The sequence below is a fragment of the Actinomyces bowdenii genome, assembly GCF_017592395.1.
In the GTDB taxonomy this organism is placed as follows: Bacteria; Actinomycetota; Actinomycetes; order Actinomycetales; family Actinomycetaceae; genus Actinomyces; species Actinomyces bowdenii.
Genome location: NZ_JAGFOU010000014.1, coordinates 17259 through 42465, shown reverse-complemented (window position 1 = coordinate 42465; position 25207 = coordinate 17259). Strand labels below are relative to the sequence as shown.

Here is a 25207-nt window from a genome sequence, read left to right as displayed (position 1 = left end):
ACCGTCCGGTCCGGCGGGAGCCGGGCTCAGCACTGGGGTGACAGGGGTCAGGCGAGGGTCGCCTGGGCGAGGACCCGGTCGCCGCCCGGCCCGCCGTAGACGACGACGGACTGGCCGGCCGCCAGGCCCCGCAGGGGCTCGTGCAGCTCGGCCACCAGGGTGGCGGCGCGCTCGTCGACCACGACGTCGGCGGGCACGGCCCGGCCGTGGGCCCGCACCTGGACCGCCGTGCCCCGCCAGCCGCGCGGGCCCCCGCCGGTCCCGGTGGGATCGAGCCCCTCGGGGTCGGCCAGCAGCACCAGGCCCGTGCCCTCCACCCGGCTGCGGCTGAGCAGCTCGGCGGGGCCGACGACGACCTCGTTGGTGGCCGGGCGCGTCTCGATGACGTAGCGGGGCCGGCCATCGGGGGCCGGGCGGTCCAGCCCCAGCCCCTTGCGCTGGCCCACGGTGAAGCCGAAGTACCCCTCGTGGGAGCCCAGCACCTCGCCGTCGGGGGAGACCATGGCGCCCTCGCGCACGCCCAGGGAGCGGGACAGGAAGCCGCGGGTGTCGCCGTCGGCCACGAAGCAGATGTCGTAGGAGTCGGGCTTGGCGGCCACCGGCAGGCCCCGGGCCCGCGCCTCGGCGCGCACGGCGGCCTTGGAGGGGGCGTCGCCCAGGGGGAACAGGGCCCGGGCCAGGCCCTGGCGCCCCGAGACCGCCAGCACGTAGGACTGGTCCTTGGCGCCGTCGGCCGCCCGGCTCAGCTCCAGGCCCCGGGCATCACCGGGCCGCCCGGCGGCCGCGCCCCCCTCAAGGCGGGCGTAGTGGCCGGTGGCCACGGCGTCGAATCCCATGGCCAGGGCGCGACTGAGCAGGACGTCGAACTTGACCCGCTCATTGCAGCGCACGCACGGGTTGGGGGTGCGCCCGGCCCGGTACTCGGCCAGGAAATCGGCCACCACCAGATCCTCGAACTCCTCGGACAGGTCCCACACGTAGAAGGGGATGCCCAGGATCTGGGCGGCCCAGCGGGCATCGGAGGCGTCCTCGATGGAGCAGCAGCCGCGCGAGCCCGAGCGGCTCTGGGCGCGCTGGCGGGACAGGGCCATGTGCACGCCCACCACCTCGTGGCCCGCCTCCACGGCGCGCGCGGCGGCCACGGCGGAGTCGACCCCGCCGGACAGGGCGGCCAGGACGCGCATGGGAACCTCCCTCGACGACGGCGTATGCTCGGGACCGGGGCCGGCCGTGGCAGGCTACCGCAGCCCACCGTCCTCGGGCCCACCGACTCCCCGTCGCATCCATCCTGCGCATGTGGGAGGCCCGGCGCGGTTGAAGCCATCCTGATACGAGCGCAGTAGCGGCCCTGCATGAGCCGAGGAGGATCGCTGAGGAGGCGGTCACCTGATGATCCGGTTCATCGTCAAGCATTCAACATGCGATGACCTTCTCGTCAAAGGAGCCCTGAGTGGAAGAGCTGCAGGAGTTCGATGAGCGCATCACGTCGTTCCAGAGCGACTCCGTTCCTGATGAGCCGGTGTTCGGGCTCCCTGCGTCCTTGAAGGAGAAAATAGCCCCGGGGTGTGGTGCGCTCCAGCCTTTTCATGGGGATACGATCGCCTACTTCCTCGACGCTCGGGTGATGGGGCTCGCTGGAGCCATCGCCGATGAACTCCACCTGCGCTTCGGTGAGTCGCTGTCCCAGCCGCTGCCCGCGGCGATGGCGCATGTGACGCTTCATGATCTCCATGCCTCCTCGAACCGGGAGCAGGTGCTGCCCGTGATGGAGTCCGGCACGGCGATCGCGGCACGGCTTGTTGCGCAGGCCCGTGCCATCGGCCCCATCCGTGCCGTGTGCACGGCGGTCTTCAACCTGATGAACACGAGCGCCGCCATAGGCCTCAGGGCGGCGAACGCGGAGGAGCATCGCAAGTTGGTGAGGGCCCGGAGCCTCTTCGATGAGATGGTTCCCTCGGGGCCGTTCACTCCCCATATCACTTTGGCCTACTACAGGCCCGAGCCGCCAGTGCCGTTGCCGCCGATAGATTTCCGTCACGCGCTCAATGAGCTCACCGGCCGCATTCGGGGCGAGCCTCTTACTCTTGCTCCCGATCATCTGCACCTGATGCGCTTCGACTCGATGGGGAACTACTGGGCGGCTCAGCGGTGAGCCCCTCCGAGGCGCCACCCATATCCCGGGACATCATGGATCGCGGCCCGGTTCGTCGATCGTGTGCGAGCCGGCGGATCGGTGAGCGGGTGGCCGGGTCCGGAGCGCCGTTGTGACGTCGCTGAGGATTGATCAACCGGCGGCGAACTCGTAGCCGGCGCGGAGGAGATCCCTGAGCCAGGTGCTGTCCGCGGCTTCCAGCGTTCTGACGACGACGTGGTGGTTCCACCTGTTCGCGCTGATCTGGCTGACGCGGTGGAGGCGCGGACCTCCCATGGGGCGGGCGAGCCTCACGTTCAGGAACAGGGTGCCGTCGGGCGTCTTCTCATAGGCCCAGGCCCACAGGAACTTCCGGTTGACGGAGAAGCTCACCTGGGATGTGACGTGCTTCGTAACGGTGCCGAGCGACAGGACGTAGGACTCGATCGTGGCGTAGATGCCTGCCGTGACGGGCTTGTCGCTGAAGTCGCCGATCATCCTGTTCGAGCCGGTTGGCATGTGATCCTCCTCGATCATCAAAGGCCTGGATACCGTCAAGAGCGTGCCCCGGCCGCCTTGTGTGTCACCCCCCAGGCGCGCCTGGCGCCTTCCAGGGCGGCGGGCAGAGCGGTGAGCAGTCGCTCGACATCGTCGGTGCTCGTGGTGGGCCCCAGGGAGCAGCGCAGCGTGGAGCGGGCCGGCCCCTCCTCGAAACCCATCGCCAGCAGCACATGGCTGGGGCCGTGCACCCCGGCATGGCAGGCCGATCCCGCCGAGGCGTCGATCCCCGCCAGGTCCAGGGCCATGAGCAGCGCCTCGGAGTCAGCCCCCTCGAACCACAGGTGCGCTGTGGACGCCACATGAGCGGTGCCGTCCGGCAGCGTGGCGTGAGCACCCGGAAGCGCCCTCGCCCCCTCCAGGAGCCGGTGCCGCAGTACCGCCAGCCTGGTCCCCTGCTCCTCCCTCTCCGCGACAGCCAGCTCCACCGCCAGTGCCAGGGCCCGGGCCCCCACGACATCCTGGGTGCCCGAGCGGATGCCCCGCTCCTGGCCGCCCCCGCCCGTCACCGGCCGCAGGTCGACATCGCGGCGGACCACCAGGGCCCCCACCCCCACCGGCGCGCCCAGCTTGTGGCCGCTCAGGCTCATGGCATCCAGCCCCCAACCGTGGAAGTCGACGGGCGCCTTCCCCAGTGCCGCGACGGCATCGCAGTGGACGGGCACGTAGCCGGGCCTCCCGGGGCGCTCGATTCCCGTGGTGCGGCGCACCTGGTCGACCACCGCGGCCATGTCCTGGACCACTCCGGTCTCGTTGTTGGCCGCCATGACCGACACCAGGCTCACCGGCGCAGCGGGCCCTCGGCCCGAGGGTGCGAGCGCAGCGGCCACAGACCCGAGGACCACCCGACCGGCGCCGTCGACCTCCAGGAGGCTCAGGCCCGCCCCCAACTGCTCGGCAGCCGCGCGGGCAGAGTCCAGCACCGCCGGGTGCTCGATGGGGGAGACTACCAATCGCCCACCGGGCACGGCGCGCGCCCGGCCGGCGATCACCAGCGCGCTGGCCTCGGTGCCGCCGGAGGTCAGGACCACCTCATGGGCATCGACCCCGAGGGCCCGGGCGATCCTGGCGCGCGCCTGGGCCAGCAGCCCCGCGACCCGCCGTCCCGAGGCGTGCTGGGAGCTGGGATTGGCCCACCCTCCCAGCCCCTCGGACAGATCCTGCGCCATCTGCTCGGCCACCTGGGGGCGGATGGGGCTGGAGGCGGCGTGATCGAGGTAGGCGCGCGCGGGCATGCGCCCACCCTATCGGCCCCGGCTGCACATCTTCATGCGCGGCGCCAACGGCATCATGCGGAAAACTCGGGGTCCGCCGGCCAGAACGGGCCCGAAGATGTGCAGCGGGACTGCCGCTGCACATCTTCACGCGCGGCGCCAACGACATCATGCGGGAAACTCGGGGCCCAGGGGCCGGATCCGGCTTGAAGATGTGCAACTCTCGTTAGGCTGGGCAGGCTGGCACGGGTCACGGAGCGCGGGGAGGCGACTATGACGGCATACGCGTCGGGACTGTCGGCCAAGGAGGCCCAGGCCCTGGATGCCGCCAAGCTCTACTACGCCGGGCTCACCCAGCAGGAGGTCGCCCAGCGCCTGCACGTCTCGCGGCCCACCGTCTCCAAGCTGCTGGCCTACGCCCACCGGCGCGGCTTCGTGCGCATCGAGATCCACGATCCCCGCGAGCAGGACCCCATGCTCCTGGAGACCCTGCGCGAGCGCTTCAACCTGCTCGACGTCCGGCTCGTCAGCCCCGTGGGCCCGGGGGAGGACCTGCTGCGCTCCGCCCTGGGCCGGGAGGGGGCCGCCCTGCTGTCCTCCCTGGTCCGCGACGGGGACCGCATCGGGGTCGTGGGCTCACGCACCCTGGTCGAGCTCGCCCGATCCCTGGAGCCCGTGCCCCGCCACCACGTCGAGCTCGTCCAGATGGCCCGCGGCCTGCTGCCCGCCGAGCGGGGGCTCGATGAGGAGGCCTGCCTCGTGCGGATGGCGCGGGCCTTCGACGCCCGCCTCCACTTCCTGGACATGCCGCTGGTGCTGGGGAGCATCGCCGAGCGCAACGACCTGCACCGCGCACCCCAGGGGCGCCGCCTCATGGAGATGGTCGACCAGGTGCGCATCGCCCTGTTCACCGTGGGGGAGATCCGCTCCGACCTCCAGCACCTGGGCCGCGAGGTGCTCAGCGCCGCCGAGCGCGAGGCCCTCATCGAGCGCGGCGCCGGGGACCTGTGCTCGCACTTCATCGACGTCCACGGCCGGATCTGCCTGCCCGACCTGACCCACCGCACCACCGGCATCACCCTGGCCGAGCTGCGCCGCAAGGAGCAGAGGATCCTCGTGGCCGGGGGCCAGGCCAAGGCGCCGGTGATCCGGGCGGCCCTGGCCAACGGCTACGTCAACCGGCTCATCACCGACGTCTCGGCCGCGCGCGGCGTCCTGGAGATCGACGACGCCCTGGCGCCCCGGCGGTGAGCCGCCCGGTGCGCTGCCGGGGCGCCAGGGCCGTGAGGCACATTTGTTCCAAGTGGGCACCTCTGCGCCAACATCCCACCCCTCGCGGCGCCTCCAGTCGGATCTTTCGCTGCAATAGCGGCGAATCTATGGCGGAACATTCGTTCGGCGGGGGCTCGTGCCGACCCCCGGAGGATTGCTACGTTCCGGTCACGCCCGGCAGCGCAGAAGGCGCCGCCGGGGCGGCGTCATCGAGGCACTGCCGCGCATCCGGACGAAGGAGTTCCCGTGGTACCACTGTCGCGCATCATCGATCACACCCCGCCAGGGTCGCAGGCGACCACTGCTGCCCGGCGCGCCGGCCACTCCCGGCCAGCATGGAGGGGAGGCCGGCCATGAGCAGCACCACGGCCGCGCCCAGCGGCACCGCCCACCCCACCTCGCCGTCCTGGGGGCTCATCAAGGACCCCACCACCCAGCTGCCCGACGGCTACCTCGACCGCACCCCGATGTTCCAGTACATCCTGCTGTCGATCTGCTTCCCCATGTGGGGCGCCGCCGCGAGCCTCAACGACATCCTCATCACCCAGTTCAAGTCCGTCTTCACCCTGTCGGACTTCGCCTCGGCCTTCGTCCAGTCGGCCTTCTACGGAGGCTACTTCCTCATCGCCATCCCCTCCTCGCGGATCATCCGGCGCAGCAGCTACAAGACGGGGCTGCTCATCGGCCTGGTCGTCTACATCGTGGGCTGCACGCTGTTCTTCCCGGCCTCGCATGTGGCCACCTACTCGGTGTTCCTGGCGGCCCTGTTCGCCATCGCCGTGGGCCTGTCCTTCCTGGAGACCTCCGCCAACACCTACTCCTCGATGATCGGGCCCAAGCGCTCCTCGACCCTGCGGCTCAACATCTCCCAGACCTTCACGCCCCTGGGGTTCCTGGCCGGCGCGGTGCTGGGCAAGTACCTCATCTTCACCGACGGCGAGGCCCTGCACAGCCGCCTGGCCTCCCTGACCGGGCTAGAGCGCCAGCAGGTGGCCGAGGCCGCCCTGCAGCGCACCCTGGCGCCCTACCGGGTCATCATCGTGGTGCTGGTCATCCTGGCCGTCGTGGTGGCCATCACCCAGTTCCCCCACTGCAAGCCGCTCAACCACCGCCATGAGGAGGCCAAGGCCACCATCGGCGAGACCCTGTCCTACCTGGCGCGCAATGGGCGATTCCGCATGGGCATCCTCACCCAGTTCCTCTACGTGGGTATGCAGACGGCCGTGTGGTCCTTCACCATCCGCCTGGCATTGAACCTGGATGACACGCTCAACGAGCGCACCGCCGCGAACTTCGTCATCGCCGCCTTCGTGGCCTTCTTCGTGGGCAAGTTCATCGCCAATGTCCTCATGACCCGCTTCAACGAGGACCTGGTCCTGGTGGCCTACTCGATCCTGGGGGTCATCACCCTCCTGTGGGTGGTCCTGGCGCCCAATATGTCCTCCGTCTATGCCGCGGTGCTCACCTCGGGCCTGTTCGGCCCCTGCTGGGCCACCATCTACGCCCGCACCCTGGACAGCATCGAGGACAAGCGCCACACCGAGACCGGGGGCGCCGTCATCGTCATGTCCATCATCGGGGGCGCCGTCGTCCCGGTCATCCAGGGCCTGGTCTCCGACACCATCGGCTCCCTGCAGGTCTCCTTCCTGGTCTCCCTGCTGTGCTTCGCCGCCGTCCTGGTCTACTTCCTGTCCGAGTACCGCGCCTCAGCGCGCCGCGAGAAAGCCGAGTGAGCACATGAGCACCATCGTCCCCCTGCACCCCGAGCTGTTCACCACCGAGCCGCGCACCGTCCTGCGCTCGCAGGACGTCGAGGCCCAGGCCCTGCGCTACCCCTCCGGCGTGGCCTCGCTGCGGCTGACCAACTCCCGGGGCCTGATCGAGGTCCTGCCCTTCATGGGCCAGATCATCTGGGACGCCCGGATGGACGGCGTGAGCCTGCGGATGGACAACATGTTCTCCCAGCCCCAGCCCGCCCGCGAGATCATCGGCACCTACGGCTGCTTCGCCTTCCACGCGGGCCTGCTGGCCGCCGGCTGCCCCGCGCCGCAGGACGACCACCCCCTGCACGGGGAGTTCCCCTGCGCTCCCATGGACGAGGCCTGGCTGGAGGTCGAGGGCGACGCCGTGCGGATCGTCTCCTCCTACGAGTACGTCATGGGATTCGGCAGCCACTACCGGGCCCGGCCCCATGTGGAGATGCGCGCGGGCTCCTCCATGATGACCATCGGCATGCGGGTCACCAACCTCTCGGCCTACGCCTCGATGCCGCTGCAGTACATGTGCCACATGAACTACGCCTTCGTGCCCGACGGCGTCATGAGCCAGTCCCTGCCCCAGGGCTCCTTCCAGCTGCGGCGCACCGTGCCCGCGCATGTGACCCCCAATCCCGAGTGGGAGCGGATCAACGAGGAGATCCTGGCCGGGAGGATGGACGCCGACTCCCTGAAGGGGGCCACCGCCTTCGACCCCGAGATCGTCTACTTCGCCGACGGCCTGGAGCGCTACGACGACGAGCTCGTCTTCGAGATCGCCTCCCCCGGGGGGCACGCCTTCCAAACCCGCTTCTCGGGCAAGGAGTTCCCCGTGGCCACGCGCTGGATCCTGCACAATCCCGACCAGAAGGTGGCCTCCTTCGTCCTTCCGGGCACCTCCCGGCCCGAGGGCTTCATCGCCGCCCGGGAGGCCGGCACCCTCATCATGCTCGGGGCGGGCGAGAGCCGTTCCTTCACCGTGACCACGGGACTCAAGGAGAACTGACATGGCAGCCGATCGCATCAACCTGCCAGGCACTGCGAGCAGCGCCGGCGGGGGCGGCAAGGACATCGCCGTCATCGGGTCCAGCAACATGGACCTCATCACCTATATCACCCGCATGCCCAGCGAGGGCGAGACCGTCGAGGCGCCCGACTTCGCCATGGGCTTCGGCGGTAAGGGCGCCAACCAGGCGGTCAGCGCCTCCCGGCTGGGCTCCCGGGTGCTCATGCTCACCCGGGTCGGCAATGACCTCTTCGCCCAGAGCACCATCGACAACTACCGGCGCAACGGCATCGACACCGCCCATGTCCTGCCCACGCAGGCCGCCAGCGGGGTGGCGCCCATCTTCGTCGATGAGGAGTCGCGCAACTCCATCCTCATCGTCAAGGGCGCCAACGCCCTGCTCACCCCCGAGGACGTGCTGCGCGCCGAGGAGGACATCGCCGCCTGCCGGCTCATCGTCCTGCAGCTCGAGATCCCCCTGGAGACGGTCTACGCGGCGGTGGCCCTGGGCAAGCGCCACTCCATCCCCGTGCTGCTCAACCCGGCCCCGGCCCAGCCCGACCTGGAGCTGGAGAAGGTGCGCGACTGCCAGTACATCGTGCCCAATGAGAGCGAGCTGTCCCTGCTGACTGGCATGCCCGTGGACAGCCTCGACGACGTGCGCAACGCCGCGGCGGTCCTGCTGGAGGTGGGCATCGCCAATGTCATCGTCACCCTGGGCTCGCGCGGCGCCCTGTGGATGACCCGCACCGAGGACCGGCTCATCCCCGGTGTGGCGGTCGAGGCGCGCGACACCACCGGCGCGGGGGACGCCTTCATCGGCTGCTTCAGCCACTTCCTGGTCTCCACCGGGGACACGGCCGCCTCCCTGGAGATGGCCAACCGCTACTCGGCGGACTCGGTGACCAAGCGGGGCACCCAGTCCTCCTACGCCTCCAAGGAGGAGTTCGAGGAGATCCTGCGCGGGTAGGCGGCCACGATGCCGGCCACGATGCCGGCCACGATGCCGGCCGCGATGCCGGCCGCGATGCCGGCCGCCGCGGCCCGCGGCGTGGCCATCCCGGCGTGCCTGGAGGGCGCCGCGGCGAGGACGGTGGAGGGTTGGGCCATGATGACCGACTGGCTGCCCCTGTCCCGCTCCCGCCACGGCCGCGACGCCGAGCGCCGCAGCCGGCCCGGCCTGGTCGCCGGTCTGTCCCGGGACCCCTCCACGCGGCTGGTGATCATCGACGCCCGCGGCAGGGTGGCCCTGCGCCGCATCGACTCCCCGGCCCGATCAGCAGGCCCGACCCCGCCGGCGGCCCCGGCCGGTGCCGGGGGCACTGGAGACGGCGACGGTGCTGCCCGGCGCGTCCCGACGGAGGAGGACTCACCGGGCTGGGAGCCGCCGGCCGCCCGCGCCTCCTCCGGCGGGCCCGAGGGGCGCAGAGCGCCGACGCCGCAGGAGGACCGCCTGCCGCGGATCACTGCCGCCGACCTGGATCCGCAGGAGCTGGAGGGCCTGACGACCATCTACCTGGGCCGCACCGGGCGGGCTGAGCAGGAGGGCCGCCCCCGGGGCGGCACGCCGTCGGAGGGCACCGGTCAGGGCAGCGCCGCGCCGCAGGCCGCCGTGGAGGCGACCGGGGCGCAGGGGTCAGAGGGGACCAGCTGGCTGGCCGTCGTCGTGCCCGCCGAGCTGGAGGTGCCCGAGGCCCCCGCCGCCCCTGCTGGAGGCCGGGACGCCGAGGGCGCGGGAACCCGGCGCCCGGGCCTGCGCCGCCTGCTGGAGCGCTACCCCCTCATCCCCCTGCGCACGGTGGGGGCGCAGATGAGCGCGCGCGACGCGGGCCTGACCACCGCGGCCGCCGCCCTGGCCGCCTGGCACGCCTCCTCGACCTACTGCCCGGGCTGCGCGGGGGCGACCCGCCCGGTGGATGCCGGCTGGGCGCGGCGCTGCACGGTGTGCTCCACCACCCACTTCCCGCGCACCGATCCGGCGGTCATCGTGGCGGCCACCGATGAGGACGACCGCCTCGTCATGGTCCACGGCGCCACCTGGCCCCAGGGGCGCTACTCGGTGGTCGCCGGCTATGTGGAGGCGGGTGAGCCCCTGGAGGCCGCCGTCGTGCGCGAGGTGGCCGAGGAGACGGGGCTGGAGGTGTCCCGGGTGGAGTACGTGGCCTCCCAGCCCTGGCCCTTCCCCCGCTCCCTCATGGTCGGCTACCGGGCGCGGCTGGTTCCGGGCGGCCAGCGCCCCCGCCCCGACGGCGAGGAGGTCACCGAGGTCCTGCTCGTCTCCCGCGGCGAGCTGGGCGCGGCCGTGTCCCGGGGGAGCATCATCCTGCCGGGGGCGACCTCCATCGGGCGCGCCCTCATCGAGGACTGGTACGGCGGCCCCATCCCGGGGTGAGCGGCGGGGCACCGGCCCTCCGCCGCTCAGCGCCGGCCCGCTGCACGGGCCCTGCGCCGACCCTGAGCCATCTCAGCCGCACCATGCGAGTGCGGGGTGCAGGATGCGAGTACCCCGCACTCGCATCCTGCACCCCGCACTCGCAATCCGCGGTCCGTCCCACCGGGCCCTGCGCGCCCGGCACCGCCGGCGGGCCCGGGCCGAGCGTGTCGTCGGATCGTGGCAGGCTGTGCCCGATGACCCCCTCCGCCCCCCGCCCCGCGCCGCGCACCCCGATCCCGCCGCCCGGGCCCGCGCCGGCCTCCAGCCTCCTGGAGGCCCTGGATCCCGACCAGCGCGAGGTCGCCGAGCACCTGGAGGGGCCCCTGTGCGTCCTGGCCGGTGCGGGCACGGGCAAGACCCGCGCCATCACCTACCGCATCGCCCACGGCGTGGCCACCGGGGCCTACCAGCCCACCCAGGTCCTGGCCGTGACCTTCACCGCCCGCGCCGCGGGGGAGATGCGCTCGCGCCTGGCCGACCTGGGCATCCCCGGGGTCCAGGCCCGCACCTTCCACTCCGCGGCCCTGCGCCAGCTCACCTACTTCTGGCCCACCGCCATCGGTGGGCGCCGACCCGAGATCCAGTCCTACAAGGCCCCCCTCGTGGGGGCCGCCGCCCGGCGCCTGGGCCTGCCCACCGACCGCGCCACCGTGCGCGACCTGGCCGCCGAGGTCGAATGGGCCAAGGTCACCATGACCCTGCCCGAGGACTACGCCATCAAGGCCACCACTGCCGGGCGCACCGGCGCGGCCGGCGGGATGGAGCCGGACACCATCGCCCAGGTCCTGCGCCTCTACGAGGAGGCCAAGACCGAGCGCGGCGTCATCGACTTCGAGGACGTCCTGCTCCTGCAGATCGGCATCCTGCTGGACCGCGACGACATCGCCTCCCAGGTGCGCGGCCAGTACAAGCATTTCGTCGTCGACGAGTACCAGGACGTCTCCCCCCTCCAGCAGCGCCTGCTCGACCTGTGGCTGGGGCGGCGCCGCCAGCTGTGCGTGGTGGGGGACGTCTCCCAGACCATCTACTCCTTCACCGGCGCCACCCCCGCCTTCCTCACCGGCTTCGCCACCCGCTACGAGGGCGCCCGCACCGTGAGGCTCAGCCGCGACTACCGCTCCACCCCCCAGGTCGTCTCCCTGGCCAACCGGGTCCTGGCCGGATCCCGGCGCTCCGGCGGGCGCCTGCGCCTGCCCACCGGCGCTGTGGAGCTGGTGGCCCAGCGCCCCTCGGGTCCCGCCGTGCGCTACGAGATCCACGACGACGACGTCTCCGAGGCCCAGGGCGTGGTCGCCCAGGTCCAGCGCCTGCGCTCCGAGGGCGTGCCCCTGAGCCGGATCGCCGTGCTCTACCGCACCAACTCCCAGTCCGAGGTCATCGAGCAGGCCCTGGCCGCCGCCCAGATCGGCTACCTCGTGCGCGGCGGGGAGCGCTTCTTCGAGCGCGAGGAGGTCAAGCGGGCCATGGCCGTCATCCTGGGGGCCGCCCGCACCGAGAAGGAGTCCCTCACCGGTGACCTGGGCCAGGACGTGCGCATGGTCCTGGCCCGGGAGGGGTGGAGCGCCGAGCCCCCCGCCGCCCGCGGGGCCGTGCGCGAGCGCTGGGACTCCCTCAATGCCCTGGTGGTCCTGGCCGATGAGCTCGCCTCGGCCCGCGGCGCGGACCTCGACGCCCTCCACGCCGAGCTGCGCGAGCGCGCCGAGGCCCAGAACGCCCCCGTCGTCGACGGCGTCACCCTGTCCTCCCTGCACGCCGCCAAGGGCCTGGAGTGGGACGCCGTCCTGCTCGTGGGCGCCTGCGAGGGCCTGCTGCCCATCTCCCTGGCCGAGGGGCAGGCCGCCATCGAGGAGGAGCGGCGCCTGCTCTACGTGGGGGTCACGCGCGCCCGCGAGCACCTGGTCATCTCCTACGCGCGCGCCCGCAGCGCCGGGGGCCGGGCCTCGCGCAAGCCCTCCCGCTTCCTGGAGGGCATCTGGCCCGAGGAGCGTCCTGCCGGCCGCCGCCCCGCCGGGCGCGGCGAGTCGGCCGCCTCCCAGCGGGCCCGTGCCAAGCAGGCCGCCGCCGACTTCGAGGCCACCGCCGATGAGCAGACCCTCGCCCTGTTCGAGATGCTGAGGGCCTGGCGGGCCGCGGTGGCCAAGGAGCGCTCGCGGCCCGCCTACACGGTCTTCGCCGATGCCACCCTGCGCGACATCGCCGAGGTCAGGCCCACCACCCTGCCCCAGCTCTCCCTCATCCGCGGAGTGGGGGCCACCAAGCTCCAGGACTACGGCGCCGATGTGCTGGCCGTGGTGCGCTCGGGCACCGGCGCCTCGCTCTGAGCACCCCCAGGGCCCCAGCCGGCGCATGCCCGCGCCCGGCAGGCCGCGCGCCGCGGCGGGGGCGGGGCCCTGGGGGCAGGATCCTCAGGCCAGGGCCGCGCAGAGGCACTCGGGATGGGGCTGCCAGCGGCGCCGCAGGCCCAGCGGGTCGGTGCCGCTCAGCTCGATGCTGTGACGGCTCCACGGCAGGCGCTCGCCCGAGCCGTCCTGGGGCGCGGCGGGGGAGGCGCCCGCGGAGTCCAGCAGTGCATCGATGGCGGCCCGGGCCGCCAGGGCGGCGGCCTGGTGGGCCAGGAGCCGCTCGATCTCAGGGGCCGCCAGGGTGCGCATCTGGGTGGCCAGGGCGGGCCAGCAGGGATCGGCGTCCCGCTCCCACAGGTCCAGGCAGGTGGCGCACAGCCCCTCGCCCAGGACCGGCCCCACCCGCACGCTGACCTCGCGCACGAGCACCGGCAGGTGGGCCAGCCCTTCCTGGGCCAGGCGCCGGGCCCGCAGCGGATCGATGACATGGGGCTCGACGGCGACCACCAGGTCGGGGCGCGCCCCCAGGCCGGCGCGGGTGCGCACGGCGGGGGCGCGGGCGGCCAGGAGTTCCTCCAGGCCGTCGTCCTGCGCGGTGGGGGACAGGATCGTGCCCACACCGGCCTCGGCCAGCCACAGCGCGATCTCCTGGGGCAGGGCGCCCGAGCCGTAGATAGCCGCAGTGGCCGAGCCCAGGGCGCGGCCACGGGCACGGGCGTCACCCCCGAGACGGTCCCAGTAGACCTCGTCGGGGGTGCTGGGCTCGGCCCCGGGCCTGCGCACCAGGGCGCCGTGGGCCTCCAGGTCCTCCACGATGCGGCGGGCGCGCGGGGCCGGCACCTGGGTGCGCCGTGCCAGGTGGTAGACGCCGCCCCTGCTCATCGCGGTGGGGAACTGGTCGAGGAAGTGCTGCTCGGCTGTGCTCAGGCCCCTGACGATGGTGGTGCGCCCCGTCTCCGTGCCGACCTGGCTGACCCCCGGCTCGCGCCACAGCACGGCCCTGTGCCCACGGATCCTCATACCCACTGCCCTCCCAGGCCTCGCCCGTGCGCGCATCCTCCGGGTGCGCGCCCCAGGGGCCCGGCACGACTGCGGGCCCCGGTGACCGCGGCACTGCGGCCACCTGGGCCTCACCGTGGCATGCGCGCCGTCGAGCCGCCACCGCAGCGCCCGGGTGAGGCCGATCCTGTGGCAAAAGCTGTGGATAAGCGGGGCCGGAGGCGGGCCCAGCCGGCGCCCCGGCGGAGGCGGGGCCGGAGCGCTCACCGATTGCGCGCCCGCGGTGGGCCGGGTCGCCGCGGACTGCTGACCGGCTAGCGGTTCTCCACCGGATTCGGATTCTGGCAGGTGGCCAGGCCGGAGGTCTTCCCCGCGGCGATGGCCCGGACCGTCTCGACCCCCTCATGGAGGGTGCTCACGGCGTAGACCTCCATGCCCTCGGGCTCATGGCCCACGACCTCGCCGCAGTTGTCCGCCGGTGCCAGGAAGTAGTCGGATCCGGCCTGGGAGGCCCCGGCCATCTTCTGCCGGATGCCGCCGATGGGCCCCACCGTGCCGTCCAGGGCGATGGTGCCGGTCCCGGCGATGCGCTGGCCGCCGGTGAGCGCCCCGGGGGTGATCTCATCGACGATCCCCAGCGCGAACATGAGGCCGGCGCTGGGGCCTCCCACATCGGACAGGGCGAAGGACACATCGACCTCGGGGCTGACCTCGAAGTGGATCATGACGCCCAGTAGGGAGCCCGTGCCCCCGGGGCTCTCGATGGTGGTCAGCGAGGCAGTGGCCTCCTGCCCCTCGCGCTCGATCTCCAGGGAGACCGCGGTTCCGGCGGGGATCGTGGCCATGAGGTCGCGCAGCTGGGTGTAGGAGGTGATCTCCGTGCGCTGCCCGCCCTGGGGGGTCAGGGCCTTGAGGGCATCGCCCTGCTGGAGGTCGGAGGAGGTCTGCTCCGGCGCGATACCGCCGACCTGCAGGCTCAGGTGATCCGCCATCCCGACCTCGTTGAGGGCCGCGACGACGGCGGAGTCCTGCGAGCTGGTCATGGCGGCCTGGTTGGTGGCGCGGATCTCCTCCTCGGTGACCTCCTTGGGGCAGACCGCCTCGCGCTCCAGCACCGCGCTGTCGCGGGAGAGCAGGGCCACCAGGACATCGGCCGTGGTCACCGGGTAGCCGGGGCAGCCGTTGAGGGAGATCGTCGTCATCCGCAGCTCGCCCTCGGTGGGGTAGGTCTCCACTCCCCGGACCGTCAGCAGGTCCTCCTGGGGGGCGCCGCCAGCGCCTGCCGAGTCCGAGGAGCCGGTGGCCAGGACGTTCCAGGTGGGGCCGGGGGCCTCGATGACCTTGTCCACCGGCACGGTGAAGGCCGCGATGATCAGCCCCAGGACCACTGCCAGGGCGGTGGCCTGGAGGAGGATGCGGCGCCGCATCCGGGCCGCGCGTGGGCGCCCGGCACCGGCGGGGGGCGGCGATCCCGCCTGCTCCTGGGTGGGGGCCTGGTCCGAGGGTGGCTGATCCGGGTGGGTCACGACCACATCATGGTGCATCTTCCTGGGAGATACGCAGCGCTGCGCGGGGTGTGGCGCCGCGGGCCGCCTCACCGGGCTCACGGGGGCTCATGGGTGGCTCATCGGGGCTCACGGGGCGGTCGAGGAATGTGTGGGAGGATACCGGTGTTGCAGGCAGCCGAGAGGACGATCCAGAGGAGCCCAGAGGAGATCCATGAGCGCCGACCCCTTCGATGAGCTGGAGAGGATGCTCTCCTCCCTGTTCGGTGAGCAGATGGCCGCCGACGCCGTCCAGGCGCTGCGCTCCTCCGGCGTCGACCCCGAGTCCCTGGCCCAGATGCCGGGGATGGCGGATGTCTCGCAGCTCAGCCCCGGCCAGCTGCTCGCCATCCGCGCCCAGTTCCAGCAGATGTTCCACGCCTCACCGGCCGAGCCCGTCAACTGGGCCATGGGGCAGGATCTGGCCCTCCAGCAGGCGCGCCGGGATGGCGATCCGATGGTCAGCGCCTCGCAGGCCGAGGCCTTCCGCCAGGCCCTCCAGGTCGCCGACCTGTGGCTGGACACCGCCACCGAGCTCATGCCCGCCCCCGGGGCGCGCGAGGCCTGGACGCGCAGCGGCTGGGTGGAGCGGACCCTGCCGGTGTGGAAGGAGGTCTGCGCCCCCGTGGCCGAGGCCGTCACCGCGGCCCTGTCCGCCACGCTGGAGAAGCAGATCCGGCAGATGCCCGAGGAGATGGCCCAGGCCGCCCAGCAGATGGGCGCCCTGGGCTCCATCATGCGGACCATGTCGGGCACCGCCTTCGGGCTCCAGGTGGGCCAGGCCGTGGGCGCCCTGGCCACCGAGGCCCTGGGCGCCACCGATACCGGGCTGCCCCTCACGCGCGAGCCCGGCACCGCCCTGCTGCCCGCCAATGTCACCGCCTTCGCCGAGGGCCTGGAGATCGAGGACTCCGAGGCCCGCATGTTCCTGGCGGTGCGCGAGGCCGCCACTGCGCGCCTGTACGCCCACGTCCCGTGGCTGCGCGGCCAGGTGATGGGGGCGGTGGAGGCCTACGCCCGGGAGATCCGCATCGATACCGAGGCCCTGGAGTCCGCCGTCGCCCAGGTGGACCCCCATGACCCCGAGGCGCTGCGCGCGGCTCTGGAGGGCGGCATGTTCGCCCCCCAGGAGACCCGTCAGCAGCGCGAGGCCCTGGAGCGCCTGGAGACCCTGCTCGCCCTGGTCGAGGGCTGGGTCGAGGTGGTCACCGCCCAGGCGGTGGCCCCCCACCTGCCCCACGCCATGGCCCTGGCCGAGATGATCCGCCGGCGCCGCGCCCACGGGGGCCCCGCCGAGCAGGTCTTCGCCCGCCTCATCGGCCTGGCCTTCCGGCCGCGCCGGGCGCGGGAGGCGGCCCAGCTGTGGACCCACCTGGGCGCCAGCGCGGGCATCGCCGAGCGCGACGCCCTGTGGGAGCACCCCGATGTCATGCCCAGCCCCGCCGAGCTGGTCAATCCCGAGGACTTCCTGACCATGCGCCGCATGGCCCAGGACATGGATGCCGAGATGGACGCCGACCTGGCCTCCCTGCTCGACGGCACCCTGGGGTACACCGAGGGCGCCCGGCAGGCCGGCGCTCAGCCCGCCGAGGGCGGGCAGGCGCAGGACGGCGCTGACCAGGCGGTGGGGGAGACGGCGCAGGAGGCGGCGGAGCCCGGCGCCGGCCCCGCGCAGGGCGGGCAGGGCAGTGGCGAGGGCCACGGCGGCGGCAGTGACAGTGACGAGGACAGCGGCACCGGCTCGCCCGAGGCGCCCGGCAGCTGAAGCACGGTTGCGTCGGCTGCTCAGCGCGCGCCGCCGTCGGCGCGCCTCCCGCGCCGCAGGGCCCGGCCGCGGGTCGCAGCCGGCCCTGGGGCGGTGGGCCCGGGGGCGCACAGTGGTCATCACCACGGGCATCACGTCGATGTGGACGGCACCTGCAGGCGCCGCGCTCTCCGCGAAGTGACGCCCTTGCCGCCACGTGATGATGCGGTTCGATGGTGGCGTTCTGCTGCACATCTTCAGGGGGTGCTCGCCGGGTCGAGGCTTGGAATCACGCCGATCCTGAGGCCGGTTCTCGCCCGTGCAGGGCTGAAGATGTGCAGCGCTGTGCTTGTTGCACATCTTCAGGGGGCGCTCGCCGGGTCGAGGCCTGGAATCGTGCCGTTTGTGGGGGTGGTTCTTGTCTGTGTGAGGTTGAAGATGTGCAGCGCTGTGCTTGTTGCACATCTTCAGGGGGCGCTCGTCAGGCCGAGGCTTGGAATCACGCCGATCCTGAGGCCGGTTCTCGCCCGTGCAGGGCTGAAGATGTGCAGCGCTGTGGGCTGGTGGGGTGCGGTGCGGTTGGACGTCGCTTCGCGACAAGTGCGACACTTCGCGGAATGGACGTACCTTGTAGGTGTCGTCCAAGTCGCGAAGTGTCGTCCAAGTCGCGAAGTGTCGCCCAACGTGCAGCTCTACCGCCCTGCCGGCGCACTTCTACTGGTACCTGCATCCTCCCGGGCCTGTGGCCTTCCCGGGCTCTCCATGTCTTTGGCGCTTGGGGTGGACGCCGCCCCGCCCGGAGTACCCGGGTCTCCCAGTGCTCTCGGTCCTACTGGCGTACCGCTGCCGGCCTGTGACCCTCCCGATGGAGCGCGCGCTGGCTTGCCGCGTTCGACGAGGGGAGTCTGCCGATAGCACCTATGGCCCCGCCTGTGCCGACAGCGCCGACCAGTACCTATGGTCTGCCTGGGGCAAGGGGTGCCGACATCGCCTGATCCCTTTCAGGCCAGGCGCGGCATCAGGCCTTGAAGAGGCGGCGCTTCTAGCTGTACTGACCGGACAGGTCGGTTGAAGGACGGTGATCCGGGCGTGTGAGCAAGGGGAGGGCCTTGCTGGTTGAGTGGGACTTGCCACAGCACCACGTCAAGCCAGGAAGGCCCTCTTGTGTCCCACGCTAACCCAGCACTCCAGACACCGGCCCTACCGGCCGCAGACCAACGGCAAGATGGAACGCTTCCACAAGACCCTGGCCGACGGCTGGGCCTACGCCCGCTGCTACGCCTCCGAGCAAGAACGCCGCGACGCCCTGGCCCGCTGGATCCACTTCTACAATCACCACAGGCCCCACTCAGCCTGCGACAACAAGCCACCCATCACCGGCTTGACCAACATCCCCGGTCAGTACACCTAGACAAGGGTCGCGCCCAGGGCCTCGACGAGCCCGGGAACCAGGGCCGTGCCCTGGTAGACCTCACCGGGGGAGTCATGGCTGCGCGAGCGCACCGCGCACCAGGCCTCCCCGCTGCGCAGCACTCCCACCACGATGCGGATGTCCTCCCGGTCCTCGCGCGAGGCCAGGAACTCCTGGAGCTCGTGGGGATCGTGGATGGCCTCGGCCTCCTGCTGGGCAGCGGGGGGCAGCATGACCCGCTCGGCACTGATGACGGCTCCGTCCACGCTGTCGGGCCAGGCGATCTGGTCCAGCAGCTCCTCCAGGTCGCCGGCCGCGGGAAGATCCTCCTGCTCCACCACCGTCAGCAGCTCAGGATCGGCGCGCGCCTGATCCAGGGCCTCCTGGTCGAGCAGGTCGGCGAGGCCCGGGTCGATGGCCAGGGCCGCAGCAGTGCGCACCAGGGCGAAGACCCTGGCGGGGGCGTCCCAGCCCTGGACGGCCACATGGGCCTCGGTCTCCACCACCGCCCGGATGAGGGCCCGCGCCCGGGCGGGCAGTGGCATGGCCCGGGGAGCATCCGCCTGCGGGTCCGGTGCCCGGTGCTCGTCGATGTCGTCGCTCATGCCCCCATCGTCCCAAGTCCGCCGCCGCGGTCCAAGAGCGCAGACCGGCCCGGCGCGGCCGGGCATGCCGCGCAGGCCGCCCGGCGGCGGCTGCACGGGGTCGGGACGGCGTCGTCGGGGCGGGGGAGGATTGCCAGCCCGGCGGGTGACTGTGGGACGATGGACCCGACCGGCCCATCCGGCCGGTGTGAGTCATGACCCAGCCAGTGACGGAGCGTGATCGTGAGCAACCGGCCCGACGACGAGTCCACAGACAAGCCCGAGGACGCCTCCGCGCAGAAGGCCCCCTCCGGGGCGAGGCAGGGCAGGAGGATCTTCGCGGTGCGGGGCCCCGGCGCCAGGAGCGGCCGGGGCGGGCTCGGGGGCGGCGCGGGCAGGCGCCCCCCGCGCCGACCCGGGGGAGCCGGCCGGCCCCGGGGCAGTGGGGGGCGCCTGCCCAGTCCGCTGGCCCTGACGCTCCTCATCCTGGCGGTGCTGGGCGGCTTGGCCCTGTTCGCCTCCCAGACCTGGACGGAGGTGCTGTGGTACAGCCAACTGGGCTTCGCGCGCATCGTGTGGACGCGGTGGATCTCTGCCGGCGTCCTGTTCGTCGTGGGCTTCGCGCTCATGTTCGGTGCGGTCTTCACCGCGATCTCGCGGGCCTACCAGGCCCGGGAGATCCATGTGCCCGGCGATGAGGCCGCCCGGAACCTGGAGGCCTACCGCACGGCGATCGAGCCGCTGCGCCGGCCCCTGACCTGGGGGCTGCCCGCCGTGCTGGGCCTGACCAGTGCCGCCTGGGAGCTGGCGCCCAACTGGCAGCAGGTGCTGCTGGCGCTCAACTCCGAGCCCTTCGGGGTCAAGGACCCGCAGTTCGGCATCGACGTGTCCTTCTACGTCTTCATCCTGCCCGCCCTGGTCATCGCACTGGGCTTCCTGTCCAATGTGGTGGTCTTCTCCGGGCTGGTCTCCGTGGCGGTCCACTACCTCTACGGGGGCATCTCGGTGACCCGCAAGCCCCATTTCACCAGGGCCGCGCGCATCCACCTGACGGTCTTCCTCACCCTCTACGCGCTGCTGCGGGCCGCCCGCTACTGGCTGGGCCGCTACGCCGCCCTGTACGCCTCCAACTCCAAGTTCGATGGGGCCGGCTACACCGATGTCAACGCCCTCATCCCCGCCAATGCGATCCTGGCGGCGATCACCGTGGCCGTGGCGGCGCTCTTCGTGGCCTCGGTCCGCTCCACCTCCTGGCGCCTGCCGGTCACGGGCGTGGCGGTCATGGTCGTCTCGGCCCTCCTGGTGGGAACCGCCTACCCGGCAGTCATCCAGAAGTTCGTCGTCGACCCCAATGCCCAGCGCGAGGAGGCCCAGTACATCCAGCGCAACATCGACGCCACCCTGGCGGCCTACGGGCTGGACGGCATCGAGACCACCGCCTACGACGCCGCCACCACCGCCGAGGCCGGCCAGCTCCAGTCCGACGCGGAGTCCACCGCCTCCATCCGCCTGCTGGACCCGGGACTGGTCTCCCCGACCTTCCAGCAGCTCCAGCAGAACAAGCAGTACTACTCCTTCCCCGAGTCCCTCAACGTCGACCGCTACACGGTGGACTCCGCCAGCCGCGACACGGTCATCGCGGTGCGCGAGCTCAACTTCAACGGGCTGGGCCAGGGCCAGCGCACCTGGGTCAACGAGCACACCGTCTACACCCACGGCTACGGCGTGGTCACCGCCTACGGCAACACCGTGGCCAGTGGCGGCTACCCCTCCTTCTGGGAGGGCGGGATCCCCTCCAGTGGCGACCTGGGCGACTACGAGCCGAGGATCTACTTCGGCCAGGCCTCGCCGTCCTACTCCATCGTGGGCGGCGACGACGGCGGCAAGCCCCGCGAGCTGGACTACCCCGACGACGAGTCCTCCACCGGCCAGGTCAACACCACCTTCTCAGGCAGCGGCGGGCCCAGCGTCTCCAACCCCCTCAACCGGCTGCTGTACGCGGTGAAGTTCCGGGAGGCCAACATCCTGTTCTCCCAGGAGGTGCGCGAGGGCTCCCAGATCCTCTACGACCGCGACCCCGCCCAGCGCGTGGCCAAGGTGGCGCCCTGGCTGACCCTGGACGGCAGCCCCTACCCCGCCGTCGTCGACGACGATGACGACCCCTCCACCCCCAAGCGCGTGGTGTGGATCCTGGACGGGTACACCACCACCAACAACTACCCCTACTCCCAGCACGAGTCGCTGGAGGAGACCACCGCGGCCGGCGGCTCCGACTCCTCCCTGCTCAGCGCGCCCGAGGAGTCCAACTACGTGCGCAACTCGGTCAAGGCCGTGGTGGACGCCTACGACGGGTCGGTCAAGCTCTACGAGTGGGACGACAAGGACCCGATCCTCAAGGCCTGGAGCTCGGTGTTCCCCGGGGCGGTCACCCCGATGACCCAGATGAGCGCCGACCTCATGGCGCATATGCGCTACCCGGAGGACCTGTTCAAGGTCCAGCGCACCATCATGGCCAGCTACCACGTCGAGGACGCCGCGGAGTTCTACTCCGGAGGCGACTTCTGGAAGGTGCCCGATGACCCGACCACCTCGGCTGCGGACCAGCAGGCGCCCTACTACCTGACCCTGAAGATGCCGGGGCAGGATCAGGCGAGCTTCTCCCTGTCCAGCGTCTACATCATCGGGGGCAACACGGATAGGAATGTGCTCACCGGCTTCCTCGCGGTGGACTCCGAGACGGCCACCGGCAAGCCGGGCGAGCGCAATCCCGGCTACGGACAGCTCAGGCTCCTGGAGCTGCCGCGCTCCTCCAATGTCTCGGGGCCCGGGCAGGTGCAGAACATCTTCGACTCCGACCCCGAGGTCTCCCAGACCCTCAACCTGCTGTCCCAGCAGGGCTCGCAGGTCATCAAGGGCAACCTGCTGACGCTGCCGGTGGGTGGGGGCCTGCTCTACGTCCAGCCCGTCTACGTCCAGTCCTCCGCCGGCACGCAGTACCCGCTGCTGCGCAAGGTCCTGGTGTCCTTCGGCGACAAGGTGGGCTTCGCCGACACCCTGTCCGGGGCGCTGGACCAGGTGTTCGGGGGCGACTCCGGGGCGACCACCGGTGAGGAGGCGGTCGATGGCGATGCGGCCGCGGCCAATGACACCAGCGAGGCCACTGACGGATCGGATCCGACGGCGGGGGCGAGTTCCGCCCCGCAGCCCCCGGCCTCGGAGCCCGCGGCCGATCCCAGCGCCGCGCCCTCACCCGCCCCCAGCGCCGCGCCGAGCCCGCAGGCCTCGGCCACCGGGGATCCGCAGGCGGACCTGGACCAGGCGCTCAGCGATGCCCAGACGGCGATGACCGATGCGGATGCGGCGCTGGACAAGGGGGACTGGGCCGCCTACGGCGAGGCCCAGAACCGGCTCAGCGATGCCGTCTCGCGCGCGGTCGAGGCCAAGAAGAGGCTCGACGGCCAGGGCTGAGCACTCCTGCGGGAGCACGGTCCCGCACTGGACCCCTCTGACGCGGGGCGCCGGGGCGCGCAATGCGCTCCGGCGCCCCGCGTCGGCGTCGGGAGCGGCCCGGGGACGGCAGGGGAGGGAAGGGCGGCAGGGGGAGCAGGTGAGCAAGGGCACGTCCCGGCGGTTTGATCCACGGGCGGGCAGGGGAGTAGTGTTGCTCAAGCCGACGCGGGGTGGAGCAGTTCGGTAGCTCGCCGGGCTCATAACCCGGAGGTCGCAGGTTCGAATCCTGTCCCCGCTACGAGAGCGGAGGCCCCGGTCCCATCAGGGACCGGGGCCTTCTGCGTGGCCGCTGCAGCAGGCCGATGATGCGGCGAGGCCCCGCGGCTCGGGGCCGCTGGGCCCGGGCCGCGGCACTGCGCCCGGCCCGGACAGGCAGCGCCGCAGCCGGGGAGAGGATGCCGAGGAGCGGCCTAGAAGCCGCGGGGCGCCAGGATGCGCGCTCTGCGCTGTCTCAGGTGGTCATCGCAGCGCTTCGCGTGGCACTGCGGCGGGGAGCGGCACTCATCAGGAGCATGGGGAGGGGACACATGCCTCCAATGGTGGCCCTGGCGGCCCGGGTGTCGGTATTGTGACGGAGGCGGGCCCCCATCCTGCCGCGGAGCGCGATGAGCCTCCGTCCCCACCCCCTGAGAGAGGAAGACTATGAGGCCCATGAAGCGACGCTTGTGGATGACCGCTTCGGCGGCGGTTGCGCTGACGGTGGCTCCTGCTGCTGTGTCCGTGGCCGATGAGGTCGGCGCACCGGCGCAGGACGCCCCAGCCGTCGCCGACGCCGCTGCGCAGCCTGTGGCCGATCAGGCCCCTGCCGAGCCGGCCCCGAAGGAGCCTGAGCCCGTAGAACCTGCTCCGGAGGACGGCAAGCCAGCCCCTGGCCCGGCCCAGCCTGACCCCGGTCAGCCTCAGCCCCCGGCGGACGGTGGTGATCAGGGTCAGCCTCAGCCCCCGGCCGATGGTGGTGATCAGGGTCAGCCTCAGCCCCCGGCCGATGGTGGTGATCAGGGTCAGCCTCAGCCCCCGGCCCCTGACCGGGGGGCAGGAGCACGGCCCGAGTCCCCCGCGCCCGCCGACCCCGGCCCCTCCGCCAGCGGCACCGGAGGCACTGAGGGGCAGCCGGCCCGACCGGCCCCTGAGAACCCGAGCTCCTCGGCCGTCAGCGGCTCCCGGAGCCAGATGGGATCCGCCTCCTCCCCGCAGTCGCAGGCCGGTGCTCCCGGTAGCCGGCAGGCCACCGGATCGCAGCCGGCCGCCCCGCAGGGGCGCACCGCGGCCCTGGCGGACACCGGCCCCGCGACGACCGGCGCTGCCGTGGCCGCCATGAGCCTGGCCGGCCTTGGAGGCGCCGTGCTCATGACGCGCCGCCGCAAGGGCTGAGCGACGGATCCGCACAGCGCGTCGAGGAGAAGTCACGCCTTCGATGGACAGTAACGACGGCGCCGGTATGACGGCGGGCAGCCATTCCCCCGGCAGGGGCGCGCCGCAGGGGTGGGCCCCCGTGCCCGCGGGCGCGCCCGGGTCGGCCCCGCACCCCTCCGCCGGAGGCGGCGGTGCCGGCTCCGCGGGCCTGACGGCCCCGGGCGGCTCCGGCGACTTCCTGTGGAGCCCCCAGCCTCCGCGTAGACGAGTGGCAGGGCGGGTCCTGCTCTCGGTGCTGGCCGTCTGCGCCCTCGTGGGCGGGGGAGTGGTTCTCGGCCGGGTCTTCGCGCCCGGCGCGCAGACAACCGACCCCGCCCCCGAGGCGCAGGCGGTCTCCGATCCGCTGTCGGGCGCGGGCCTGCGCTCGGGGGACGGCTCCTTCGTGTGCTCCTCGCCCGGGGTGGGCGTGACCTGCTGGGGCGCGGACCTGGAGGGCAGGACGGTGGCTCCCGCCGCCGTCGCCGGGCTGGAGACGGTCAGGGTCTCGGCCCTGAGCGTGGGGCGCGGCTTCGCCGTTGCCGTCGATGAGGCGGGAGTCGTCTACGGCTGGGGCGCCAACGACCTCGGCCAGCTCGGCACGACTCCCGGTGATGCCGTCACCGAGGCGATCGAGGTCGGGAGCCTGCCGGCGGCCCCCACCCAGGTGGTCTCCGGCAATGAGCACACCTGCGCCCTGGTGGACTCCTCAGTGTTCTGCTTCGGCTCGAACCGCTACGGCCAGGTCACCGGCAGTGCCACCGAGGCCCCCTCCGGTCTGACCCGGGTCCCCGACGTCGAGGGCGCCGTCGAGCTGGGCACCTCGGGCTACGACACGTGGGCGCTGGCCGCCGAGGGCACCTGGGTGTGGGGCAACAACTCCTGGGGGCAGGCCGACCCCGCAGCCCAGGAGAGCGTGCTCGGTCCCGTGCTCATCGCGGAGGAGTAGACGATCGCAGCCGATGACGGCGCGCCGCTGGGACGGTCCTGCGCCCAGCGGCGCGCCGGTGCCGCGGTTGCCGGCCCGGTGCCCGCCTCCCGGATCAGTGATCAGCGAGGCCGGCCGGGCTCAGATGCCGAAGCCGACGCGGCGCGGCTCGGCCTGGCCGAGCTCGATGTAGGCCAGTGCGCCGGCGGGGATGAAGACCTTGCGGCCCTTGTCATCCTCCAGGACGACCGACTCGGTGGCGGCGTGCTCAACCGCCTTCAGCACGTCCTGCTGGGAGGAGGAGGTCTCCACGGTGAGCTCACGGGGGGAGTGCTTGATTCCGATGGTGACCTGCATGGTTCTCCTTCATCAGGGCCCTGGGGATGG

General features: G+C 72.4%; 19 protein-coding genes, 1 tRNA gene and 1 pseudogene. 13 read left to right on the top strand and 8 right to left on the bottom strand.

The annotated features are described in order from the left end of the window. Positions 1–47: 47 nt before the first annotated feature. On the bottom strand, positions 48–1184 hold the full coding sequence (mnmA, locus tag J5X07_RS07590; protein WP_124934429.1) for a tRNA 2-thiouridine(34) synthase MnmA: 1137 nt from the start codon (positions 1182–1184) through the stop codon (positions 48–50). A 266-nt stretch (positions 1185–1450) separates the two neighbouring features. Between mnmA and J5X07_RS07585 the strand changes: the two genes are divergently transcribed. Beyond that, complete coding sequence (locus J5X07_RS07585; RefSeq protein ID WP_208479250.1) at positions 1451–2152, top strand: 2'-5' RNA ligase family protein; 702 nt, start codon at positions 1451–1453, stop codon at positions 2150–2152. Between the two features lie 132 nt (positions 2153–2284). Here the strand turns inward: J5X07_RS07585 and J5X07_RS07580 are convergent, their stop codons facing one another. Both J5X07_RS07580 and J5X07_RS07575 read right to left on the bottom strand, forming a co-directional pair. Continuing rightward, positions 2285–2668 carry a DUF5655 domain-containing protein gene (locus J5X07_RS07580; protein WP_243896591.1) on the bottom strand — a complete coding sequence of 128 codons (384 nt, stop codon included), beginning with the start codon at positions 2666–2668 and terminating at the stop codon, positions 2285–2287. Between the two features lie 17 nt (positions 2669–2685). Then, positions 2686–3924 carry a cysteine desulfurase family protein gene (locus J5X07_RS07575; protein ID WP_124934430.1) on the bottom strand — a complete coding sequence of 413 codons (1239 nt, stop codon included), beginning with the start codon at positions 3922–3924 and terminating at the stop codon, positions 2686–2688. Between the two features lie 252 nt (positions 3925–4176). Between J5X07_RS07575 and J5X07_RS07570 the strand changes: the two genes are divergently transcribed. The 4 genes from J5X07_RS07570 to rbsK all read left to right on the top strand — a co-directional run bounded on the left by J5X07_RS07570 (position 4177) and on the right by rbsK (position 8905). Further along, positions 4177–5154 carry a sugar-binding transcriptional regulator gene (locus J5X07_RS07570; protein WP_124934431.1) on the top strand — a complete coding sequence of 326 codons (978 nt, stop codon included), beginning with the start codon at positions 4177–4179 and terminating at the stop codon, positions 5152–5154. A gap of 374 nt (positions 5155–5528) precedes the next feature. Next, on the top strand, positions 5529–6908 hold the full coding sequence (fucP, locus tag J5X07_RS07565) for an L-fucose:H+ symporter permease (protein ID WP_208479248.1): 1380 nt from the start codon (positions 5529–5531) through the stop codon (positions 6906–6908). 4 nt (positions 6909–6912) lie between these two features. Continuing rightward, positions 6913–7935 (top strand): aldose 1-epimerase family protein, encoded by a 1023-nt coding sequence (locus tag J5X07_RS07560; RefSeq protein ID WP_208479246.1) that lies wholly within the window; start codon positions 6913–6915, stop codon positions 7933–7935. Position 7936: 1 nt separating this feature from the next. Continuing rightward, the gene (gene rbsK, locus J5X07_RS07555) at positions 7937–8905 is read left to right on the top strand and encodes a ribokinase (RefSeq protein WP_208479244.1); all 969 of its coding nucleotides are present in this window, start codon (positions 7937–7939) and stop codon (positions 8903–8905) included. Here rbsK and J5X07_RS07550 read toward each other — a convergent pair. Then, on the bottom strand, positions 8863–9045 hold the full coding sequence (locus J5X07_RS07550) for a hypothetical protein (protein WP_208479242.1): 183 nt from the start codon (positions 9043–9045) through the stop codon (positions 8863–8865). The two genes, rbsK and J5X07_RS07550, sit on opposite strands and share 43 nt — an antisense overlap. On the opposite strand from J5X07_RS07550, the gene nudC reads away from it, so the two are divergent. Together nudC and J5X07_RS07540 are read left to right on the top strand one after the other, a co-directional pair. Beyond that, a complete protein-coding gene (nudC, locus tag J5X07_RS07545) occupies positions 9044–10327 on the top strand; it encodes an NAD(+) diphosphatase (RefSeq protein ID WP_243896590.1) in 1284 nt (427 codons plus the stop codon). The genes J5X07_RS07550 and nudC overlap by 2 nt on opposite strands. A 236-nt stretch (positions 10328–10563) precedes the next feature. After that, positions 10564–12690 carry an ATP-dependent helicase gene (locus tag J5X07_RS07540; RefSeq protein ID WP_208479240.1) on the top strand — a complete coding sequence of 709 codons (2127 nt, stop codon included), beginning with the start codon at positions 10564–10566 and terminating at the stop codon, positions 12688–12690. Between the two features lie 84 nt (positions 12691–12774). On the opposite strand, the gene J5X07_RS07535 is transcribed toward J5X07_RS07540, so the two are convergent. Beyond that, a complete protein-coding gene (locus J5X07_RS07535) occupies positions 12775–13731 on the bottom strand; it encodes a hypothetical protein (protein ID WP_124934436.1) in 957 nt (318 codons plus the stop codon). A 293-nt stretch (positions 13732–14024) separates the two neighbouring features. Further along, on the bottom strand, positions 14025–15236 hold the full coding sequence (locus tag J5X07_RS07530) for a YlbL family protein (protein WP_244925116.1): 1212 nt from the start codon (positions 15234–15236) through the stop codon (positions 14025–14027). Between the two features lie 193 nt (positions 15237–15429). On the opposite strand from J5X07_RS07530, the gene J5X07_RS07525 reads away from it, so the two are divergent. Continuing rightward, positions 15430–17019: a zinc-dependent metalloprotease gene (locus J5X07_RS07525; RefSeq protein ID WP_208479238.1), complete on the top strand. Its 1590-nt coding sequence runs from the start codon at positions 15430–15432 to the stop codon at positions 17017–17019. A gap of 1159 nt (positions 17020–18178) precedes the next feature. Then, positions 18179–18409: pseudogene (locus J5X07_RS07520) on the top strand (integrase core domain-containing protein); the annotation flags it as partial. Here the strand turns inward: J5X07_RS07520 and J5X07_RS07515 are convergent. Next, positions 18406–19014, bottom strand: coding sequence for a PPA1309 family protein (locus J5X07_RS07515; protein WP_424924102.1), 609 nt, complete (start codon positions 19012–19014; stop codon positions 18406–18408). The pseudogene J5X07_RS07520 and the gene J5X07_RS07515 overlap by 4 nt on opposite strands. 312 nt (positions 19015–19326) lie before the next feature. Here J5X07_RS07515 and J5X07_RS07510 point away from each other — a divergent pair, with 312 nt between their 5' ends. The 4 genes from J5X07_RS07510 to J5X07_RS07495 all read left to right on the top strand — a co-directional run bounded on the left by J5X07_RS07510 (position 19327) and on the right by J5X07_RS07495 (position 24841). Then, complete coding sequence (locus J5X07_RS07510; RefSeq protein WP_424924104.1) at positions 19327–22461, top strand: UPF0182 family membrane protein; 3135 nt, start codon at positions 19327–19329, stop codon at positions 22459–22461. Between the two features lie 206 nt (positions 22462–22667). Further along, a tRNA-Met gene (locus J5X07_RS07505) sits at positions 22668–22741 on the top strand. Positions 22742–23673: 932 nt separating this feature from the next. After that, positions 23674–23874 (top strand): LPXTG cell wall anchor domain-containing protein, encoded by a 201-nt coding sequence (locus J5X07_RS07500; RefSeq protein ID WP_124934440.1) that lies wholly within the window; start codon positions 23674–23676, stop codon positions 23872–23874. Between the two features lie 43 nt (positions 23875–23917). Next, positions 23918–24841: an RCC1 domain-containing protein gene (locus tag J5X07_RS07495; protein WP_208479237.1), complete on the top strand. Its 924-nt coding sequence runs from the start codon at positions 23918–23920 to the stop codon at positions 24839–24841. A 120-nt stretch (positions 24842–24961) separates the two neighbouring features. On the opposite strand, the gene J5X07_RS07490 is transcribed toward J5X07_RS07495, so the two are convergent. Next, positions 24962–25177: a DUF3107 domain-containing protein gene (locus tag J5X07_RS07490; RefSeq protein ID WP_124934442.1), complete on the bottom strand. Its 216-nt coding sequence runs from the start codon at positions 25175–25177 to the stop codon at positions 24962–24964. Positions 25178–25207 lie beyond the last annotated feature (30 nt).